We start from the raw sequence: 19336 nt of genomic DNA on the forward strand, positions 1-19336 counted from the left end.
ACCGCTGAACTACGTCGGTGGGTGGTGACTTGCCTATCCAATGATGTTAATTATTGTAAATGACAATTGTTCTCAATTGCAACAGAAGTATTTTTATGCTGCCGCCTGGTCAGCAACCAGAGCTGCTACACATGTGTAGCAGTAACATCTTGAGGGACAATGGCAGGGCGCGATGCAAAACGAAAGCAAGGCAGAAAGAAAGATAGGGGAAACAAGGCCGCAGGGGAAGGACGCGCAGCAAAGGGAAGTTGAAGAAAGCAGCAATATCCAGCCAGAGACAAGACATTACCATGTGGAGAGCATGGCCCTCCCCACATGGCGGCATCAAGTCATTGCTATAAATTAGGCGCGAGCCAGCGTTCCAGATAGTCTTCTGTCAGGCCACGTCTTGCCGCCATATCCTTCAGTTGATCCTGGCCTATCTTGTCCACGCTGAAGTACTTGGCGTCAGCATGCGCCAGATAAAACCCGGACACGGCAGCGGCAGGCATCATCGCCAGCGACTCGGTCAGCGTCATGCCGATTTCCTCGCACTGCATGACCTGGAACATATCGGGCTTCACGGTATGATCTGGACAGGCCGGATAACCGGGCGCCGGGCGAATACCGTGGTATTGCTCCTTGATCAGCGCGTCATTATCCAGCTTTTCGTCAGCGGCATACCCCCACAGATCGGTACGCACACGGGCGTGCAGGTACTCGGCAAAGGCCTCCGCCAGTCTATCGGCCAGCGACTTCAGCATGATGCTGCTGTAATCGTCGTGATCGTTCTCAAAGCGTTGCAGGTATTTATCGATGCCCAGCCCGCCGGTCACCGCAAACATGCCAATGTAATCGGCCACACCCGATGCCTTGGGTGCAATGTAATCCGCCAGGCACTGATTGGGGCGTGCCACGCCATCAATCACTGGCTTGGCAGTCTGCTGGCGCATGCCATACCAGGTAAAGGCGACCTGGCTGCGGGTATCGTCCGTGTAGATTTCAATGTCATCATCATTGACAGTGTTGGCAGGCAATAGCGCCACAATGCCGTTAGCCGTCAGCCAGCGGCCTTCAATGATTTTTTTCAGCATGGCCTGGCCCTCTGCCAGCAGCTTGGTGGCTGCTTCGCCAACCACGCTATCGGTCAGGATGGCAGGATAAAAGCCCGCCAGATCCCATGTCTGGAAAAACGGACCCCAGTCGATGTATTCGGCAATGGTGGCCAGATCAATATTCTTGAATACGCGCCGACCAATAAACTTGGGCTTCACCGGGGCATGCTTACCATCAAATGCGACTCTCACTTTGTTGGCACGGGCCTGCGCCAGCGTCAGCATGGTGGGGCCTTTTTTATTGGCATGCTGGGTACGGGCACGGTCATAATCCGCCGCGACTTCGCTGATATAGCTCTCACGCTGCTCAGGCGTCAGCAGCGACTGCATGACGGATACCGAGCGCGAGGCATCCGGCACGTAGATCACGGGCCCTTCATAATTGGGCGCAATCTTGACGGCCGTGTGCGCACGCGAAGTCGTCGCACCGCCAATCAACAGCGGTATCTTCAGCATGCGGAAGTGCGGGTCGCGCTGCATCTCTTTGGCGACATAGGCCATTTCTTCCAGCGAAGGTGTAATCAGGCCCGACAAGCCGATGATGTCCGCATTCTCGACCTTGGCGGTGGCCAGGATTTCCGAGCACGGCACCATCACCCCCATATTGACCACCTCGAAATTGTTGCACTGCAACACCACCGACACGATGTTTTTGCCAATATCGTGCACATCGCCTTTTACCGTGGCGATCACCACCTTGCCCTTGGGTTTGGCAGCCACGCCGGTGCGTTTTTCTTCCGCGGCTTTTTCTTCCTCAATAAAGGGAATCAGGTGAGCCACTGCCTGCTTCATCACACGCGCAGACTTCACCACCTGCGGCAGGAACATCTTGCCCTGGCCAAACAGGTCGCCCACCACATTCATGCCGTCCATCAGCGGGCCTTCGATCACATTGATCGGGCGGCCGCCTGCAGCCATCACTTGCTGGCGGGCTTCTTCGGTGTCTTCCACAATAAATTCAGTGATGCCATGCACCATGGCATGCTCCAGCCGCTTGCCAACTGACACCGGCTGTTCGGGCGTGCCGCGCCATTCCAGCGTGGGCGCTTCCTTCTTGCCTCCCGCTGTCAGGGTGGCGGCAATTTCGATCATGCGTTCCGTGGCATCTTCGCGGCGATTCAGCACCACGTCTTCCACACGCTCACGCAACTCGGCTGGCAGATCATCATAAACACCGACCATGCCTGCATTAACGATACCCATGGTCATGCCCGCTTTGATGGCGTGATAGAGGAACACGGTATGGATGGCTTCGCGTGCCGGATCATTGCCGCGGAAGCTGAAGCTCACATTGGAAACCCCACCGGAAATCTTGGCGTAAGGCAGGTTTTCCTTGATCCAGCGCGTGGCATTGATGAAGTCCACCGCGTAGTTGTTGTGCTCTTCAATCCCCGTGGCAACGGCGAAGATATTGGGGTCAAAGATGATGTCTTCGGGCGGAAAATCCGCCTCCGTCACTAGCAGGTCATAGGCACGCTGGCAGATCTCGATCTTGCGCTCGTAGGTGTCCGCCTGGCCTTTTTCATCAAAGGCCATGACAATCACCGCCGCGCCATAACGCCGGCACAAGCGCGCCTGCCGCAGGAACTCCGCTTCGCCTTCCTTCATGGAGATGGAGTTGACGATGGACTTGCCCTGCACACATTTCAAGCCCGCCTCAATGACTTCCCATTTGGAAGAGTCGATCATGATGGGCACGCGGGCGATATCGGGCTCTGAGGCAACCAGATTCAAGAAATGCGTCATCGCCTTCACGGCGTCCAGCATGCCTTCATCCATATTGATATCGATCACCTGGGCGCCGTTTTCCACCTGCTGGCGCGCCACCTGCAAAGCTTCTTCATATTGCTCGTTCAGGATCATGCGGGCAAAGGCCTTGGAGCCGGTGACATTGGTACGCTCACCCACATTCACAAACAGGGAGCTGTCATCAATGATAAATGGCTCCAGACCGGCCAGCAGGGTGGCATGGCGAGGCGCAGGCACTTGGCGTGGGGCGATACTTTTCACCGTCTCGGCAATGGCCTGGATATGCGCAGGCGTGGTGCCGCAGCAGCCGCCTGCCACATTCACAAAACCACTCTCGGCAAACTCCTTGAGCAGGCTGGAAGTATCTTGCGGCTCTTCATCAAAGCCGGTGTCCGACATCGGGTTGGGCAAACCGGCATTGGGATAGATACAGACAAAGGTATCGGCGATCTTGGACAACTCTTCCGCATAAGGCCGCATCAACGCTGCACCCAGCGCACAGTTAAGGCCTATGGTCAGTGGCCGGGCATGGCGCACGGAATGCCAGAAGGCCGGTACGGTCTGGCCAGAGAGTATGCGTCCGGACGCATCTGTTACCGTGCCCGAAATCATGATGGGCAAGCGTTTTCCACTTTGCTCAAAATAGGCATCAATCGCAAACAGCGCCGCCTTGCAATTCAGCGTATCAAAAATGGTTTCCACCAGCAGGATATCGGCACCGCCTTCCACCAGCGCGATGGTCTGCTCCAGGTACGCCTTTACCAGCTGATCGAACGTGATATTGCGGGCAGCCGGGTCGTTAACGTCGGGGGAAATGGACGCGGTTTTTGGCGTAGGGCCGAGAGCACCTGCCACGAAGCGAGGCTTGTCCGGCGTGCTGTATTTGTCGCAAGCGGCACGCGCAAGCTTGGCGGCTTCCAAGTTCATCTCAAACGCGAGGTGCGCCATGTGGTAATCGTCCTGCGCGACCGTGGTCGCCCCGAAGGTATTGGTCTCGATAATATCGGCGCCTGCGGCCAGATATTGCTCGTGGATTTCCTGAATGATGTGCGGCTGGGTCAGGGTCAGCAGCTCATTATTGCCTTTGACGAACAGTTCACGCACCTCGCCTTCGGCAGGGGCCGCATGTGGCTGACCACACCCACAGCCATCACCATTGGGGCAGAACGCCACCCCTGGCTTGAAATCGGCAAACCGGCCCTGAGGCCCACCGCGGTAATCTTCTTCCGTCAGCTTGTAGCGCTGAATCATGGTCCCCATGGCGCCATCCAGAATCAGGATGCGCTTCGCCAGCAACTCGCGCAAGCGAACCTCGGTGGCAGAGATGGAGACGGCAGAGGATAAAGTAGACGGCTGGTTCATGGGGCGCTCATATATAGATGGCTAGTCAGCATGACTACCATGCGCAGACCTCGCGGTCGGCGGGTGTTAAGACAAAGGCGTCATTATAAAACAGGCACTGCTTTCAGGCACAGGCGATTGTTTATGCGCAGCTTTCCCTAGCTCATATGCAACGAGGGTTATAGGACTGCAATTGTGATATCGGGTTCAGATCAAGGCATTTTCAGAGATGATTTGCCTGCCACCACCTATCAGTGCCAGACATCGTTCCCGATTCAAACCACCGATGTGCCGAGCAAGCTGCCTATCCAGTAGGTCATGGCACCCGCAGCACCACCAATCAAGAGCATGCGCAGGCCACCCTGCAAGGCATTTCGCCCGGTAAACAAGGATAAGGCAGCGCCTATGCCAAACAAGGCAAGCGCAGTCAGCACAATCGCGCCCGTCAGTGCATGCGCGCCACCACCCAGCAGATATGGCAGCAAAGGCACCAGCCCACCCAGCGTAAACGCGAGGAATGAGGAAAGGGCCGCTGTCCATGGCGAACCCAGCTCGTCAGGATTCAAGCCTAATTCTTCACGTGCCAGGGCATCCAGACCTTTCTCCGGGTCAGCCACCATGCGTTGCGCCAATGCCTGCGCTTCGCTTTCATTCAAGCCTCTAGCCTGATAAATCAGCTGCAGCTCGCGCGCCTCTTGTTCGGGGTATTGCGCCAACTCATCGCGCTCAAGCCCAATCTGATATTCAAACATTTCGCGTTGCGAGCGCATGGAAATATATTCGCCTGCCGCCATGGAAAATGCCCCGGCCAGCAAGCCAGCCACGCCGGTCATGAGGATGGTCGACACATTGGCCGCCGCCCCGGCGACGCCCATCACCAGACAGGCAATCGATACAAGGCCGTCATTGACACCAAACACGGCAGCGCGCAAACCACCACTGGTACCCGCATTGCGATGGCTGAGCCCGACGTCATCAATCGAAAGCGGCGTAGGGTGTTCATTCTGCTGGCGCGGCTGCCGGTAAACCGATAAGCCGCGTATCTTGATAGCGGCCAGCAATGGCTTCAATCGCCTTACCCCCAGTTTACGTAGCAGCAGCAAAACCAAGCGAGTACGTAAATCCGGCTGATACGTATCCGGCATCGCCAAGCCTTTGGCAGCGCCTTGCTTATGCCATATCCCGGCTTGAAACTCCGCCTCGGCAGCCAGCTGCTTGAACAGAGCGCGATGCGCCTCGACGGGCTCCTGCACTGACATTTGCTTGTAAATGCAGGCAGATCGCATTTCTTCAAGCCAGGCCGAATGGTATTTTTCCATGAGTTAAGCCTTATATTTCGTGCTTGCGGTACTGAATGGCCTCAGCCACATGCGGGGTAGCGATATCATTGGCGCCTGCCAGGTCAGCAATGGTGCGCGCCAGCTTCAATATCCGATGATACGCCCTTGCTGAGAGATTCAGCCGGTTGATGGCCTGCTTGAGCAGGACTTGCCCGCTTGCATCCAGCTCGCACCAGGCATCTATCTCATGACTTTCCAGCAAGGCATTGGCTTTACCCTGACGCTGCATTTGCAAGCCGCGCGCCACCTCAACCCGGTGGCGGACTACCTCACTGCTTTCGCTACTTTCGCGCGCCAGCAACTCGTCATCGCGCAAAGCAGGTACTTCTATATGCATGTCAATGCGATCCATTAAAGGGCCGGAAAGGCGATGCCGATAGCGCGACACCTGGTCAGGCGTACAGCGGCATTTGTTGTTGTAATGTCCGAGGTAGCCGCAGGGGCAAGGATTCATGGCCGCCACCAGCTGAAAGCGCGCCGGGAAGTCTGCCTGCCGTGCAGCGCGCGAAATGGTAATGCGGCCGGACTCCAGCGGCTCGCGCAGCACCTCAAGGACCTTGCGATCAAACTCCGGCACTTCATCCAGAAACAGAATGCCATGATGCGCCAGGGATATTTCTCCGGGACGCGGCACACTGCCACCGCCCACCAGCGCCACCGCCGACGCCGTATGGTGCGGAGCGCGGTAAGGTCGCTGCCGCCATGCACTGGCCCGAAACGCACCATTGAGTGACTGAATGGCAGCGGATTCCAGGGCCTCCTCTTCGGTCATGGCAGGCAAAATACCGGGCAATCTGGCCGCCAGCATGGACTTCCCCGTACCCGGTGGCCCCTGCATCAGGATGCTGTGTCCGCCTGCTGCGGCCACTTCCAATGCGCGCTTGGCATGCGCCTGACCTTTCACCTCGGCGAAGTCAGCATAGGCTAGCGTAGATGAGAGCAATTCGGGCTGCTGCAATGCCAGCGAGGACTGCCCGAGCAGGTGGGCACATACTGCGAGCAAACTGCTGGCAGGCAGTATTTGCGCATCCGTCACCAGCGAGGCCTCAGCCGCACTGGCCTCGGGCAAAATAAAAGCCCGGCCATCGCGCCAGGCTTTGTAGGTCATGGCCAATGCCCCTTTTACTGGGCGTAGCTCCCCGGTGAGGGCAAGCTCTCCAGCCATTTCGTATTGCGCCAAGCCCTCTATGGGCAATTGGCCAGAAGCAGCCAGAATCCCGATAGCGATCGGCAAATCATAGCGTCCACTTTCCTTGTCTGAAAAATCTTGATAAATGAAAGCGGGTATGATGATATTTGATAATGGAAGAATTTCTAAAGCAGCTAGACCACAACGTTTACGACGAATCATGGCTTCGCCAATTCGTTGGGGACGCTGATATGCCCGCGCGGAAGATTGGCGTAAGCCGCTTTTACATGCGCGGTTACGTAGCGTCCCGCAAAGGGCTACCTTCGCAACAAGCTGAGTCTTTGCTTGAGCATGATTTTTTAACGCTGCTTGAATATGACCCCCGTGTAGAGAGATTTGTAGCTCAACCTTTTACCATTGAGTGGAATGACAAGAATGGAAAGCGGCGAAAATATACTCCGGACGTTATTGTAAAGTATTCCTGTTTGGCTCAGTTTCATGAACCATGGCTCAAGACTACTATTTTTGAAGTCAAGCCACGTAACAAGCTAAAGGAAGACTGGGATGAATTACGTCCAAAATTTCGCGCCGCCATTGGCTGGGCCAAGGAGTTTGGATGCACCTTTCATTTAGTCACCGACCAGGAAATCAGAACACCATTTCTAAAAAATGCTCGGCACCTTCTTGGCTATGGGCATCCCAGTCAGTTTGAAAGCAATGAAGCCCTGTGGCCTGATCGTTTCTTTCTCGTTCAAAATGCTATGGTTTATCTGAAACAATCCACTCCCAGCGAACTCATCCGTGCAATTACTGACAATACAGATCATCAAGCGGAATTGATCCCTTATCTGTGGAGCTGCATCAAAAAAGGCATTATTGGTGCCAATCTTGAATTACCTCTTTCTATGAACTCTCCCATTTGGTGGAACCGAAATGATGAAAACAGGCAATGAACTATTACTCGGCCCAGGTTCTATTATTGATGTGGACAACGAGCGTTTCATTGTTCTGGCATTCGATGGACTTGATGGTGTTAAAGCAAGAAATATAGCCACACATGTTGATAAACGGATTCAATTCTCAGCCATCACCAAATTTTATGGTGGTAAGCAAGATAGTCGAAGAGTGGATATCGAAGATATTCCGAAGCATGAATGGGATCGAATCTCGCATATCTACAAAACTATCAAGCCTTTATTAGAAAACCTTTCCCGAACAGAAAAGGATGTGAGGTCGATAGCCGATGTTCTTGAGTTATCCACTATTACAATTTATCGCTACATAAAGAAAATTCAACAAGAGGGCACCATTTCCTGTTTACTCCGCAAGCCACGAACTGATAAAAACACAAAAAGAATACTTGATGAGTCTGAAGTTGTCATTAAGCAGGTATTGGTGGAAGAGTTCCTTAAAGATAAAAAGATCAGCCCAACTGCTGCATTCGATGAAATTCGGAGAAGATGTAGGAACTCAAAATTACCTGTTCCTTCAAAGCAAACCGTGGTCAGAAGGATCAATGACATCAGCTTGTTGGAAAAAGCTGAAAAACGTGATGGCTATAATAAATCTCTAGATTTTCTGCCGAAGGAGGGATCTGTTCCTGATGCAGAAATTCTCAATTCATTATGGCAAATTGATCATACGATGATAGATGTCATGCTGGTTGATACAGAGCATCGCATCACTATCGGCAGACCATGGATTACTATCATTATTGATGTTTTCTCACGGATGGTGATGGGTTGGTATGTTTCTTTTGACCCTCCTGGAGCACTAGGCACAGGGGTCTGCATAACCCGGGCAATACTTAGCAAAGATGAATTTCTAACCCGGTTGGGTATTGATTACCCATGGCCGAGTCAAGGCTTCCCGAAAATAATTCAATGTGATAACGCTAAGGAGTTTCGGGGCAATATGCTAAATGCGGCGGCCTCCCGCCATCTGTTCGACCTGCGGTTCCGTCCGGTCAAGAAACCTCACTATGGTGCTCATATTGAGCGCCTTCAGGGCACGTTATTAAAACGAATGCATAGATTGGACGGTACTACATTCTCCCGGTCTCATGAGCGCGGCGAATATAACTCGGAAAAAAATGCCACGATGACATTGGAAGATTTTGAAAAGTGGCTAGCCAATCTAATTCTCGGCCAGTACCACCATGAGGTACATGGTGCCTTAGGTTGCTCACCCTTACAAAAATTCAAAGAAGGCCTATTTGGGACTGACACCACACCAGGCATCGGGAAAATCAGGATTAATACTGATCCACAACTTCTCACGTATGACTTTCTTCCGTTGGTGACGCGCACCATCCAGCCATACGGAATTGTCGTTGATGGTATCGAATACCATGACCCTGTGCTTGATAAGTGGATAGGTTCACATACTCCAGGAAAAACACGAGAAAAGCGCAAGTTCAATTTCAGACGCGATCCCCGGGATATTAGTGCTTTGCTATTCCTTGATCCTGATGTTCAGCAGATTTACCGTATCCCATATCGTGAAGCCACGCATCCCGCCATCAGCCTTTGGGAATTACGTGAGGTGAAACGCCACTTAAAGAAAACCACAGGACAAGACGAGGCTAGCGAGGAGATTATTTTTAGAGCCTTTAACGAAATGCGGAGTATTGAAGATAATGCTCGCAATCTCACGAAAGCGGCCAGACGTGGTAACGAGCGCCGTAGGCAGCATAAAGTGAATGCTGTCTCCAACCGAGTTTCTACAGTCGCGAAACCGACAATAGCCTCGCCTGAGAAAGTATTGAATTCGGATGTCGATTTCAACAACCTTCAACCCTTTGATGAAATCGAGTCTATGTAATGAAAGTTCGGACGGATAGCCTTCTGAGCCCTGAAGATCTAGGGCGCATTGGTAGCATGAAGCAAACGCCATGGGTTGGCTATGATCGGGCAGTCATGATACGTCAAGAAATGGACGCGTTGGTGCGACAGCCACGACTTCCTCGTCCATCTAATCTGGTATTGGTCGGAGATAGTAATAATGGCAAAAGTACAATTCTTCGGAATTTTTGCAAAAAACACTTTCCACAGAATCAACTCAACTCGCCAAATACAAAACTCCCCGTGGTAATGGTGCAAACCCCACCTCATGCAAATGAGGGACGCTTATATTACGAAATCCTGACCGAGCTTGGCGCTGCATCTTCCCCCAATGAATCAGAGACCTCAAAGCTAGCAAGAATTAAACTGATATTCGAACACTTAGATACTAAGGTACTCATATTAGATGACTTATTTAACATAGGCAGCAGTACGATCGCTCTCCGAAGACGTTTTCTAAATGCCTTGCGTAACTTGGGAAATGAATGCGGAGTTTCAATTATTGGCGCGGGAACTCCTGAAATTTTAAACATTCTTGCCAGCGACCCCTCCATACAAAATCGCTTCAAACCTTTATTTCTACCTAGGTGGAATAAAGACGAATCTATAGGGGAGTTTGCAAGAATCATGAGTTCATTACAGGAGAGCTTGATGCTCAAGGAACAAAAACCTTTTAAGGGTAGGGAATTTTTCGAGCGCTTACTGGTATTCAGTGAAGGCTTGCTTGGTGAAGCTATTGCTTTACTACATTTATTAGCAGAAAACGCTATCCGTACAGGGAAGGAGTGTATTGAAGCGGAAGATATAACACGCGAACATTTGAAAAAAATTAATTGGGTCTCCCCAAAAGATCGTTCCAGACATACCGGTGATCTCTACTAGAAATCGAGAATTCAAATGGCACTTTCGAACGCAGCCATTGCCAGATGAGCTGCTGTCGTCCTGGCTCGTAAGATACAGCACTGGCATGATCATGAAGCTGCAGGCCTTCACGACGCATAACCTGGGTCAGCAACCACAATTCTGGACTAATGACGTAGATCGCACCATTAATACTTCCTTATGTTCCACTCTTGGGAACGCAAGTGACATCGCGCCTGACGAATGCAAAAACACAACTCTTGAGGCATTCTCTACCGAAGAGGTGTAAGAATTTTTGTGTAAACAGTCATTTTGGCAGGAATCTGCCGCTACCTTAGTTAGGAGTAAAAATGACCGACTCAACTAAAGCAATACCCATGGAAATCGTCGACGGGGTGTTCTCAAAATATCAGAGGCCCGAAGATCTCACCGGTGAAAACGGCCTGATCAAGCAACTGACCAAAGCGCTGGTCGAGCGTGTTTTGGAGACGGAGATGGCTGAACATCTAGGCCACGCCAAAAACGAAACTGTCAGCAATGCCACGGGGAATACGCGTAATGGCAAATCCAAGAAAACGCTCAAAGGTGACTTTGGTGAAATGGACATTTACGTTCCACGCGACCGGGAAGGCAGCTTCGAGCCTCAGCTCATCCCCAAATACAAAACCAGGTTCACCAATTTTGATGAGCAGATTATTGCACTCTACTCCCGAGGAATGACCACCCGTCAAATCCAAAGCTACCTGGAAGAAATGTATGGTGCCGACGTCTCGCCTACGCTTATTTCAAACGTAACAGATGCCGTCAACGATGAAGTGAAAGCCTGGCAGCAGCGCCCACTGGACGAGGTTTACCCTATCGTTTACCTGGATTGCATTCATGTAAAAATCCGTGATGCTGGCAGTGTTCGAGCTAAGGCAGTCTACCTAGCTGTCGGCATTAATATGGAGGGCGAAAAAGAAATGCTGGGTATCTGGATCGCGCAGACTGAGGGAGCCAAGTTCTGGCTGCAGGTGGTGACGGAGCTAAAGAACCGAGGGGTTCAGGATATTTTCATTGCTTGTGTTGATGGGCTGAAGGGTTTCCCCGAGGCCATTGAAACCGTATTCCCTCAGACAGCTGTCCAGCTATGCATCGTCCATATGGTTCGCTACAGCATGAATTACGTCCATTGGAAGCTACGCAAAGAGGTCGCCACGGACCTAAAGCACATTTATCAGTCGGCGACCTTAGCGGAGGCCGAAGAATGCCTAACCGCGTTCGAAAAGAAATGGGATGCCACCTACCCTCCGATAGCGCAATCATGGCGGCGTAACTGGTATCGCATTACCCCATTCTTTGATTACCCTCCAGAGATTCGTCGCGCCATATATACGACCAATGCCATCGAATCCGTTAACATGAGTCTACGAAGAATCATTAAGCACCGTGGGTCGTTTCCGAATGATGAGTCCTTGATAAAGCTGTTCTATTTGGCATTGAACAACATCAGCCAAAACTGGGATATGCCGATACGGGACTGGAAGAGTGCATTGAACCGGTTTAGCATTCAGTTCGAGAGCCGAATGCGAACCTGTAAAGTCTGGCCGTTTACACAAAATTATACCCAGTCTCGGTGTAGCCTCTTAATTTTTTTAGAGATTAGATCGCGGCGTGATGTCCGATACAAATCCAATCGCATGCGGAGGCAGTATCCGGCGGATAGCATGGCTGTGGCAGGGCCCTGAGTAATTAAAAAACTTCACTCGGCTGAGCTCTCGATATTATTAGGGTGAGATTTGGGGCTATTGCTCACGCCAGCCTGAGTTTAGAAATCAACTTTAATCTGAGTTCACGGAGGCATGACCATGGACTACCCCCGCCATTCTGCACTGTCCGGCTTATCCATTGAGCAGCTTGAATCGCTACTAAACTCTCTGCCAGTTCCTTTATCGTGGGCACTTCTCGAAACCGGTGAAATTATGTTCATGAATGCAAAGTTTACTGAAACATTCGGTTATGTGAAGGGAGACTTTTCAACTATACCAGACTGGATTGCTACAGCTTATCCAACTGAAGAGCAACGCCAATTAACTACCTCAGAGTGGATGAAGTATATACATGCCCCTCCTGAAATGGCATATGAAATTCCTGTTCTAGAGGTAGTGGTGATTTGCAAAGATGGATCTCAAAAAGTAGCAGAACACTCTGGTGTCATTTTGCCTAAAGCAGGTTTAGCTCTTGCCACTTTTATTGATATCACTGAGCGGAAGGCGGCGGAACAAGAGAGCAAAGTACTTGCAGAAACTTGTCCACTAACAGGTTTGCTTAATCGACGGGCCTTTGATGCTCATCTAGAGCATGAGATATGGATGGCAAACCGCGAAAGTAAACATCTGGCGTTAGTTTTGGCTGATCTGGATCATTTCAAATCTATAAATGATACTTACGGGCATCAGACTGGGGATGCTGTATTGAAGGAGTTCGCTGGCAGGCTTAAGCAGTCGCTAAGAGCCACTGACAACGTGGCCCGGCTTGGAGGGGATGAGTTTTCGCTGATATTGAGTAATGTAAAAGATAAAGACGCAATCCTCGTCTGTGAAAAAATTCTAAAATTCATGGATGAGCCTATTCATGTCAATGGCATAGCCATTAACATTGGATGCAGTCTAGGTATTGCGGAGTTTCCCATTGATGCTCCCAATGCTTATAAACTCTTTATGGCGGCGGATGAAGCGCTATATGAATCAAAAGGTAAAGGCAGAGGATGTTGGACGGCTTTCAGCCAAACTGTTCCGCGATAAACTCGTCCAGCGCGCTACGCGCCTCCCACTCTTTAGTTGCGATAATCCATCATTGTTTCGCGCAGGGCCCGGCTTGGAGCTGGCCCACCATTTTCCAATGCCATGCGAGCTTCTGCATCGATTTCGTCTTCGGCAGTAATCATCGCAAGCTTTGCGGCTTGCCATCTCTTAGTCAGCAGATCTAGTTCAATAAGTACCTCTGGATGGGTCATTGTCATTCCTTAAAACACACCCTGGTCCGCCCTAATAATCTATATAAAATGACAGTAGTGCCTGATTGTTGTCAGATGAATATCGTTTGATTCATGCGCCTAGCTCCCTCCATGCCAACTCACGTCGTTCTACTATTACTCTTCGCAGCCCTTCTACATGCAGCTTGGAACGCACTCCTACGTAGCGGAGTCGACAGACTTTGGTCAATGACGGTCATGTGCCTCTCAATCGTGATAGCCAGTGCTCCAGCCGCTGTCTTTTTAAATCCACCCGCCAAAGCTAGTTGGATCTATGCAGCACTTTCAGCAGGACTGCATGTGGGTTACAACCTTTTTCTTATTAGGAGTTATCAAGTAGGCGAGCTCGTGCAAACTTATCCGATTGCACGTGGTTCCTCACCCATCATTATCACCCTCGCAGCTTCATTTTTTGCGAGTGAGAGTATCGGCCCAAGCGCTCTTCTTGGAATTGCCTTGGTATCAGGTGGCATTATTTCCTTGAGCTTTATTGGAAAAAAACTGGGAACTACTGGTGTCGCCCATTCCTTGGGGACTGGATGTTTCATTGCCGCTTACAGTGTGATTGACGGTATAGGTGTGCGATTATCTGGCGCTCCGATGGCATACACAATGTGGATGTGTGCCTTATGGGGCATCCTAATGCTATCGATGTATATAGGCATGCGCGACGCGAAAAGCTTATTTACTATTCGTGCAGGATTCATTCCTGCCTTTATCGGCGGACTGGTCTCCCTTCTGGCTTATGGCATTGTCATCTATGCAATGTCCGTTGCTCCCATGGGTGCCGTATCGGCATTACGCGAAACCAGTGTCCTATTTGTCGCATTCATTGGTTATTTTTTTCTTGGCGAGACGCTTAGTGTCCGAAAGGTATTGGCGTGCACAGCAATCGCCTTAGGCATAATAATCATTGGCTGATGGCTGCCTGATTTACAGCTCATCTCAAAAGAGTGATGAAAATATTTTATATATTTAGCGAGATGTGACCAATGGTCACGGATGACTGTTAGGACGCGATGACTTTTATGAAAGGATAAGTATGCTTGAATATCCAACCGTCGCACTTGTTGGTCCAGGTGCGATCGGCACGACCATAGCGGCGGCTCTTCATGAGGTTGGACGTACGCCAACCATTTGCGGACGCACGGCGCATGAGTTTTTAGAGCTAGTTTCCGATGGCGGCCGTATCGTTGTTCCTGGGCCCGTGCTGACTAATCCGGCCAGCATCACAAATACATGCGATCTAGTTTTTGTCGCGGTCAAAACAACACAGACTGAGGCCATCGGACCATGGCTTTCTGCCTTGTGTGGCCCTCGGACAGTAATTTGCGCCCTGCAAAACGGCATCGAGCAGAAAACCCTCTTCGCGCCATATTTATCCGGCAGCTCATTACTACCATCAGTGGTGTGGTTTCCTGCTGAACGAAAAGCAGATGCCTTGGTGCGGCTACGTGGCAAAGCCCGCCTTACCTTACCGGACACACCAGCAGCCAACGTGGTGCTCTCCGCATTAAGTGGCACATGGTGCTCGGTTGAAGTTGCGGGAAATTTCACATCAATCGCTTGGCAAAAGCTGTTACAAAATGCGGTGGCGGGTTTAATGGTTTTAACGGGCCGCCGTGCTGGCATGTTTTCCAGAGCGGACATTAATAGTTTATCGCTAGCCTATCTATGGGAGTGCCTTGAAGTTGCTCGCGCGGAAGGAGCAATATTAGGCGATGAAGTGCCGCAACAAATCGTGGAGAAATTCCGTCACTCTCCGGCAGACCTAGGCACTTCCATTCTTGCCGACCGCCAAGCTGGTCGCACTCTCGAATGGGACTGCCGGAACGGAGTAATTCAGCGACTCGGCCGACTGCATGGAGTTCCTACACCTATTAGTGATTTGATTGTGCCCCTTTTGGTAGCGGCAAGTGAAGGCCCTGGTTAATGCTTATTAAAGTGCAACCACCTCCTTTAAGGTGGTTGCTGTTTTTTTCTAGTCATCCAAAAAATAAGTAGCAACCCAGAAAAATAAATGAGGAGTAGAAGCCCGCTAGGACAACGATAAAGATTTATGATCCAAGAAATAGCCATGAGGAGGCCCGCACTGGGAAATGCTTGGATTGCCATTTTCAATGTGAAGAATTTTCATTTTGCTCTAATCGATCATTGAAAATTAACGAGTGGTATAGCCGCCGTTAGCAAAAATGGTTTGCCCGGTAATCCACCACCCCTCAGTTACTAAAAAACGCACAATCGGTGCAATGTCTTCGATATCAGTAAGTCCTTTTCGTGACCACCCACTCAAAGCTGCTGCTGAAGCATGATAGGCCGCCGCTTCTTTACTTTCTTGCCCATAGAAAAATGGAGTATCCATTGGGCCTGGCCCAATTGCGTTGACACTTATCCCTCTTGAACCAAATTCTTTTGATGCCGCGCGCGTAAAGTGCTCCACAGCGGCTTTACTGCCTGGGTAAATAGCATAGCTATCAGTGTAGGCGGCCAGCAGGGAAGTTACGATGGTAACAAGACTGCCGCCATTGCTAAGTGTGCGGCCGGCTTGCTGAATAAAAAAGAAAGCAGCTTTCGCGTTGGCATCAAATGACTGATCGAAATCAACCTCTGTCACATCCAATATTGGCTTCTTGATTACCACTCCCACCGTATTGATCGCAATGTCTATCTGCCCAAACCGTTTCAATGCTTCATCAAAAAGTTTTGCATTATTTTCCGCAATTGACAGGTCAGCTTGAAAGGCGAAAGCATCGACGCCTTCTGCTTTAAGTATGGACACTGTTTTGTCGGCATCTGATTTTGATGATGCGCTGTGATAATGAATGGCCGCGCCACGCAACCCTGATTCTGCAAATTGCTGCGCAATCAATGCGCCCAAGTTCTTACCCCCGCCTGCGATTACAGCAACCTTGTTTTTGAGTGTTCGTGATGCCATTGTTAAATCTCCATTGTTAAGATAAAGGTATACCTACAACTTTTTTTCAATATTCACCTGAACGATTGGTGATTACAATTCTTAAGTTTTGGATAGATAATCTATAAATCGCTAACAATGCAGGTGGCCTATGGATAGGATGGATACACTGAAAATTTTCATCCGAGTTACTGAGTTGAAAAGTTTCAGTAGGGCAGCTGAGGATTTGGCCTTGCCACGAGCGACTGTATCTGCGGCAGTTGCCCAGCTAGAGGCAGCGGTTGGGACTCGCTTATTGCAACGTACAACCCGAAAGCTCAGCCTGACTCAAGATGGATTCTCTATTTTAGAGCGTGCTCATATGCTGCTTGACGAATTCGAGGCCCTGCATCATCAGTTTCGGGCGAACTCAGCCCCTTTAATTGGGAAGTTGAATGTTGATTTGCCGAGCCGCATTGCCAGAAGAGTGGTAATACCTGCTTTGCCAGATTTTTTGGCCCGCCATCCAGAGCTTCATATCACTGTGGGAGCGGACGACAGAATTATTGATTTAATTGAAGAAGGGGTCGACTGTGCCATTCGGTTAGGGCCATTATCGGAAAATAGCCTCGTAGCCAAATATCTTGGGACGGTCGAAATGATTAACTGCGCTAGCCCCAGTTATGTGAAAGCGAACAGCAAACTAGAAACTATCGATGATTTAGTTTTCCACACTGCCGTCCATTACGGTAGTAAACGTAATGGCAACTTAAATGCAACGGAAACCGATTGGCTGTATTTAGATAGCGATGGGTTGCAAAAGTCCGTACCAATCCCCTGCCGCATCAGCGTGCACACGGCTGAAACTTATATAGCGTCTGCAGTCGCAGGCTTAGGTTTAATCCAAGTACCAGCTTTCGATGTTAGAAACCTGCTTGAAGAAAAACAATTGATTGAAGTGATGCCCCTCTTCCGCCCAGCCCCACTTCCTGTGAATGCACTATATCCGCATCGTAAGCATCTTTCGCCCAGAGTTAGAATATTTATTGAATGGGTGGGAAGCCTAATAGAGCGAAAAATAAATTTCTGACTAGTCATTTAGATAGCAATCTCATATCTTGAGTTAGTACAGAGATAGGAAGCTGCCTCGGCTCATGGAATTTCTCCCAGAGCTAACTTTTCTTAACCTGAGAATATTTAATTACGGTTGGCTACGTCAAGTAATGTGGCTGGCAAAGGAAAGTTTGCATCGTAATTCGAGTCGGATGGAGGGAAAAATCAGTTGAAAACAGCCGCAAGGAACCTCTCATGTTCGTTCTTTTGAAAAGTATGCTTAACCCTCTTTTCCTGTAATCCACTAGGCAACGGCACATCGGTCGACTTTAACTGTGCCATTTTATTTAGAATAAATTTTAACGCATCACTCGAAATCTCGCCTTGATTCTCATCCCAAATTATTATGGTCGCTGATTCCTTCGCTCGCTTATGCTGAACCTCAATTACATAGCGCGTCCTCTGATTATGATTGGTGATTTTTGCTATTAAGACAGTGCGCCTAATTCTTCTCGGTGGGTTATCAAGGAAAATCCAATTGTTGATGATATTTCCACCTCCCAAAACGTTGTAGTCGACCTCATCAATGAGCGCTTTCTCCGGCTGAGTCACAAGCATGTAATCGACGCTGGCCAAGCTAAGTGTTTTTATTCGTTTTAAATGATGCAAAACTTCCAAATTTTCCCGGAAGCTAACTTGAGTTTCAGTTTCTATTGTTTCAACAGTATTTGTCACATGAGGTATTAAACCCTTGATATGCGCTGTACCTACTGTCGACTTTGAGGTGCTTCTCGGCAATACCGAAGCAGTGACGACCTTTTTTACAAATCTCTTAGGTTTTTCACGTTTTTGATTTTCAAGACTTTTTTCTTTGAATATTTTGCTTGTCTGGATTTTAACGAGCTCCGGGAATCGCTCAGCTATTTCATTTTCCTCGATTTGGAAATTCCCAAAGATAGAGTTTGGGTTGTCAGGAACCAACTCTTCGAGCTCATCCAAGCGCCCTGGGTATGCTCTTGGCCAGGTGCTCGCTTTCAAAGTCTCTGAATTAATATTGATTTTTTCAGTTCGATCCCGGCTGTGACCATTATCCCGCCCCCATTTCAACTCGGTGTATTCACTTGGTATCCAGTTACATTTCAGCAACCGTGTAATTAAAAGGCTTCCATTCCCTAAGGAACGAGACCTAAAAGTAAACTCTACTTGACCATCAATGGGCGGCCTTGCATACAACATCCGAGAGTACCGCTCGTTTTTATGATAAACGGCACCTTTAATAAATATCTCCTTCGCTCGCTTCAGAGCAAACTCATTCCATACAAATCGTGCAAGGAAATGTGCATCTGCATCCAACATCCCCTTTCGCAACCATATTAATGCCTTTTTATCATTCAGCTTTGAGGCCTCAGCATCCCATAAATCAATATTGGGATTTAAGAACGCTCCCGATAAAAAAGCATTGGCCATAACGCTTGAGGTCGCGTAGAAAAAGCGAAATATCTCCGTACAAGGAACGATATAGCGAAATTTGTTATCCGGCTCACCTACAGTTAGAAAAAATTGGTTTGCCTGATAATCAGACTTCTCCAAGCCAGATTTATTCGGAATTATTAGTTTTTTCTCATGATCAAAAGTATATCGATCGATGATTTCGATATTGTTTTCAGCAAAATTCAGCTTTTCCTTTAACTCCTTCTCAAAGAAAGGCAGAGGTGCTGATTGAGGGATACCATTTTTAATCACCGTTCCGATAGGTATTCTTGCAAGTTCGCCAATGGGCATATCTACAATTTGATATTCGCCACTAACGCTAGCTCGGGAAAGGCCGCTTGATCCTTTATCAGTAAGTTTTTGTAAATACGCTTTTATGATCTTCGCATTTCCCTCATAAGGACCCAACTGATCTAATTTCCCATACCAAACTAATCGCCAAAATCCTTGTTGCGCAAGGCTTTGATGACGAATGCCCGAAATATCACTATCAGATACCACGGCATACTTTCAAATATCGTGGAACATT

Annotated in this window: 13 protein-coding genes and 2 pseudogenes; 9 read left to right on the plus strand and 6 right to left on the minus strand. The window is 49.4% G+C overall.

All coding sequences use genetic code 11. The annotated features are described in order from the left end of the window. Positions 1 to 335: 335 nt before the first annotated feature. The 3 genes and pseudogenes from metH to LG204_RS00685 form a co-directional block, all read right to left on the minus strand. Positions 336 to 4205, minus strand: coding sequence for a methionine synthase (gene metH, locus LG204_RS00675; protein WP_230335470.1), 3870 nt, complete (start codon positions 4203 to 4205; stop codon positions 336 to 338). Positions 4206 to 4459: 254 nt separating this feature from the next. Continuing rightward, positions 4460 to 5503, minus strand: a complete 1044-nt coding sequence (locus LG204_RS00680; RefSeq protein ID WP_230335471.1) for a VIT1/CCC1 transporter family protein — start codon at positions 5501 to 5503, stop codon at positions 4460 to 4462. Between the two features lie 10 nt (positions 5504 to 5513). Continuing rightward, a pseudogene (locus LG204_RS00685) lies at positions 5514 to 6779 on the minus strand (YifB family Mg chelatase-like AAA ATPase); the annotation flags it as partial. 47 nt (positions 6780 to 6826) lie between these two features. Here LG204_RS00685 and LG204_RS00690 point away from each other — a divergent pair. From LG204_RS00690 to LG204_RS00710, 6 genes and pseudogenes are all read left to right on the plus strand, one after another. Further along, the gene (locus LG204_RS00690) at positions 6827 to 7606 is read left to right on the plus strand and encodes a heteromeric transposase endonuclease subunit TnsA (RefSeq protein WP_230335472.1); all 780 of its coding nucleotides are present in this window, start codon (positions 6827 to 6829) and stop codon (positions 7604 to 7606) included. Then, entirely contained in the window at positions 7587 to 9476 is a 1890-nt protein-coding gene (locus LG204_RS00695) for a Mu transposase C-terminal domain-containing protein (protein WP_230335473.1), read from the plus strand. The genes LG204_RS00690 and LG204_RS00695 overlap by 20 nt, the downstream gene beginning before the upstream one ends. A gap of 56 nt (positions 9477 to 9532) precedes the next feature. Continuing rightward, on the plus strand, positions 9533 to 10378 hold the full coding sequence (locus LG204_RS00700; protein WP_230335474.1) for a TniB family NTP-binding protein: 846 nt from the start codon (positions 9533 to 9535) through the stop codon (positions 10376 to 10378). Further along, positions 10365 to 10646 carry a TniQ family protein gene (locus LG204_RS14130; protein WP_407664148.1) on the plus strand — a complete coding sequence of 94 codons (282 nt, stop codon included), beginning with the start codon at positions 10365 to 10367 and terminating at the stop codon, positions 10644 to 10646. Before LG204_RS00700 ends, LG204_RS14130 begins: the two co-directional genes overlap by 14 nt. Before the next feature lie 88 nt (positions 10647 to 10734). Then, a pseudogene (locus LG204_RS00705) lies at positions 10735 to 11925 on the plus strand (IS256 family transposase); the annotation flags it as partial. A 279-nt stretch (positions 11926 to 12204) separates the two neighbouring features. Further along, entirely contained in the window at positions 12205 to 13140 is a 936-nt protein-coding gene (locus LG204_RS00710; protein ID WP_230335475.1) for a sensor domain-containing diguanylate cyclase, read from the plus strand. A 32-nt stretch (positions 13141 to 13172) separates the two neighbouring features. Here the strand turns inward: LG204_RS00710 and LG204_RS00715 are convergent, their stop codons facing one another. Further along, positions 13173 to 13352: a hypothetical protein gene (locus LG204_RS00715; protein WP_230335476.1), complete on the minus strand. Its 180-nt coding sequence runs from the start codon at positions 13350 to 13352 to the stop codon at positions 13173 to 13175. A gap of 231 nt (positions 13353 to 13583) precedes the next feature. Here LG204_RS00715 and LG204_RS00720 point away from each other — a divergent pair, with 231 nt between their 5' ends. Both LG204_RS00720 and LG204_RS00725 read left to right on the plus strand, forming a co-directional pair. After that, entirely contained in the window at positions 13584 to 14291 is a 708-nt protein-coding gene (locus LG204_RS00720; RefSeq protein WP_230335477.1) for an EamA family transporter, read from the plus strand. A gap of 121 nt (positions 14292 to 14412) precedes the next feature. Next, positions 14413 to 15303, plus strand: coding sequence for an oxidoreductase (locus LG204_RS00725; RefSeq protein WP_230335478.1), 891 nt, complete (start codon positions 14413 to 14415; stop codon positions 15301 to 15303). A gap of 228 nt (positions 15304 to 15531) precedes the next feature. Here LG204_RS00725 and LG204_RS00730 read toward each other — a convergent pair whose 3' ends face one another. Further along, positions 15532 to 16305, minus strand: a complete 774-nt coding sequence (locus tag LG204_RS00730; RefSeq protein ID WP_230335479.1) for an SDR family oxidoreductase — start codon at positions 16303 to 16305, stop codon at positions 15532 to 15534. Between the two features lie 139 nt (positions 16306 to 16444). Between LG204_RS00730 and LG204_RS00735 the strand changes: the two genes are divergently transcribed. Next, positions 16445 to 17353 carry a LysR family transcriptional regulator gene (locus tag LG204_RS00735; protein ID WP_230335480.1) on the plus strand — a complete coding sequence of 303 codons (909 nt, stop codon included), beginning with the start codon at positions 16445 to 16447 and terminating at the stop codon, positions 17351 to 17353. Between the two features lie 188 nt (positions 17354 to 17541). On the opposite strand, the gene LG204_RS00740 is transcribed toward LG204_RS00735, so the two are convergent. Then, on the minus strand, positions 17542 to 19308 hold the full coding sequence (locus LG204_RS00740) for a hypothetical protein (protein ID WP_230335481.1): 1767 nt from the start codon (positions 19306 to 19308) through the stop codon (positions 17542 to 17544). Between the last annotated feature and the right edge of the window lie 28 nt (positions 19309 to 19336).

Source organism: Methylovorus menthalis, from assembly GCF_020523625.1.
Lineage (GTDB): Bacteria > Pseudomonadota > Gammaproteobacteria > Burkholderiales > Methylophilaceae > Methylovorus > Methylovorus menthalis.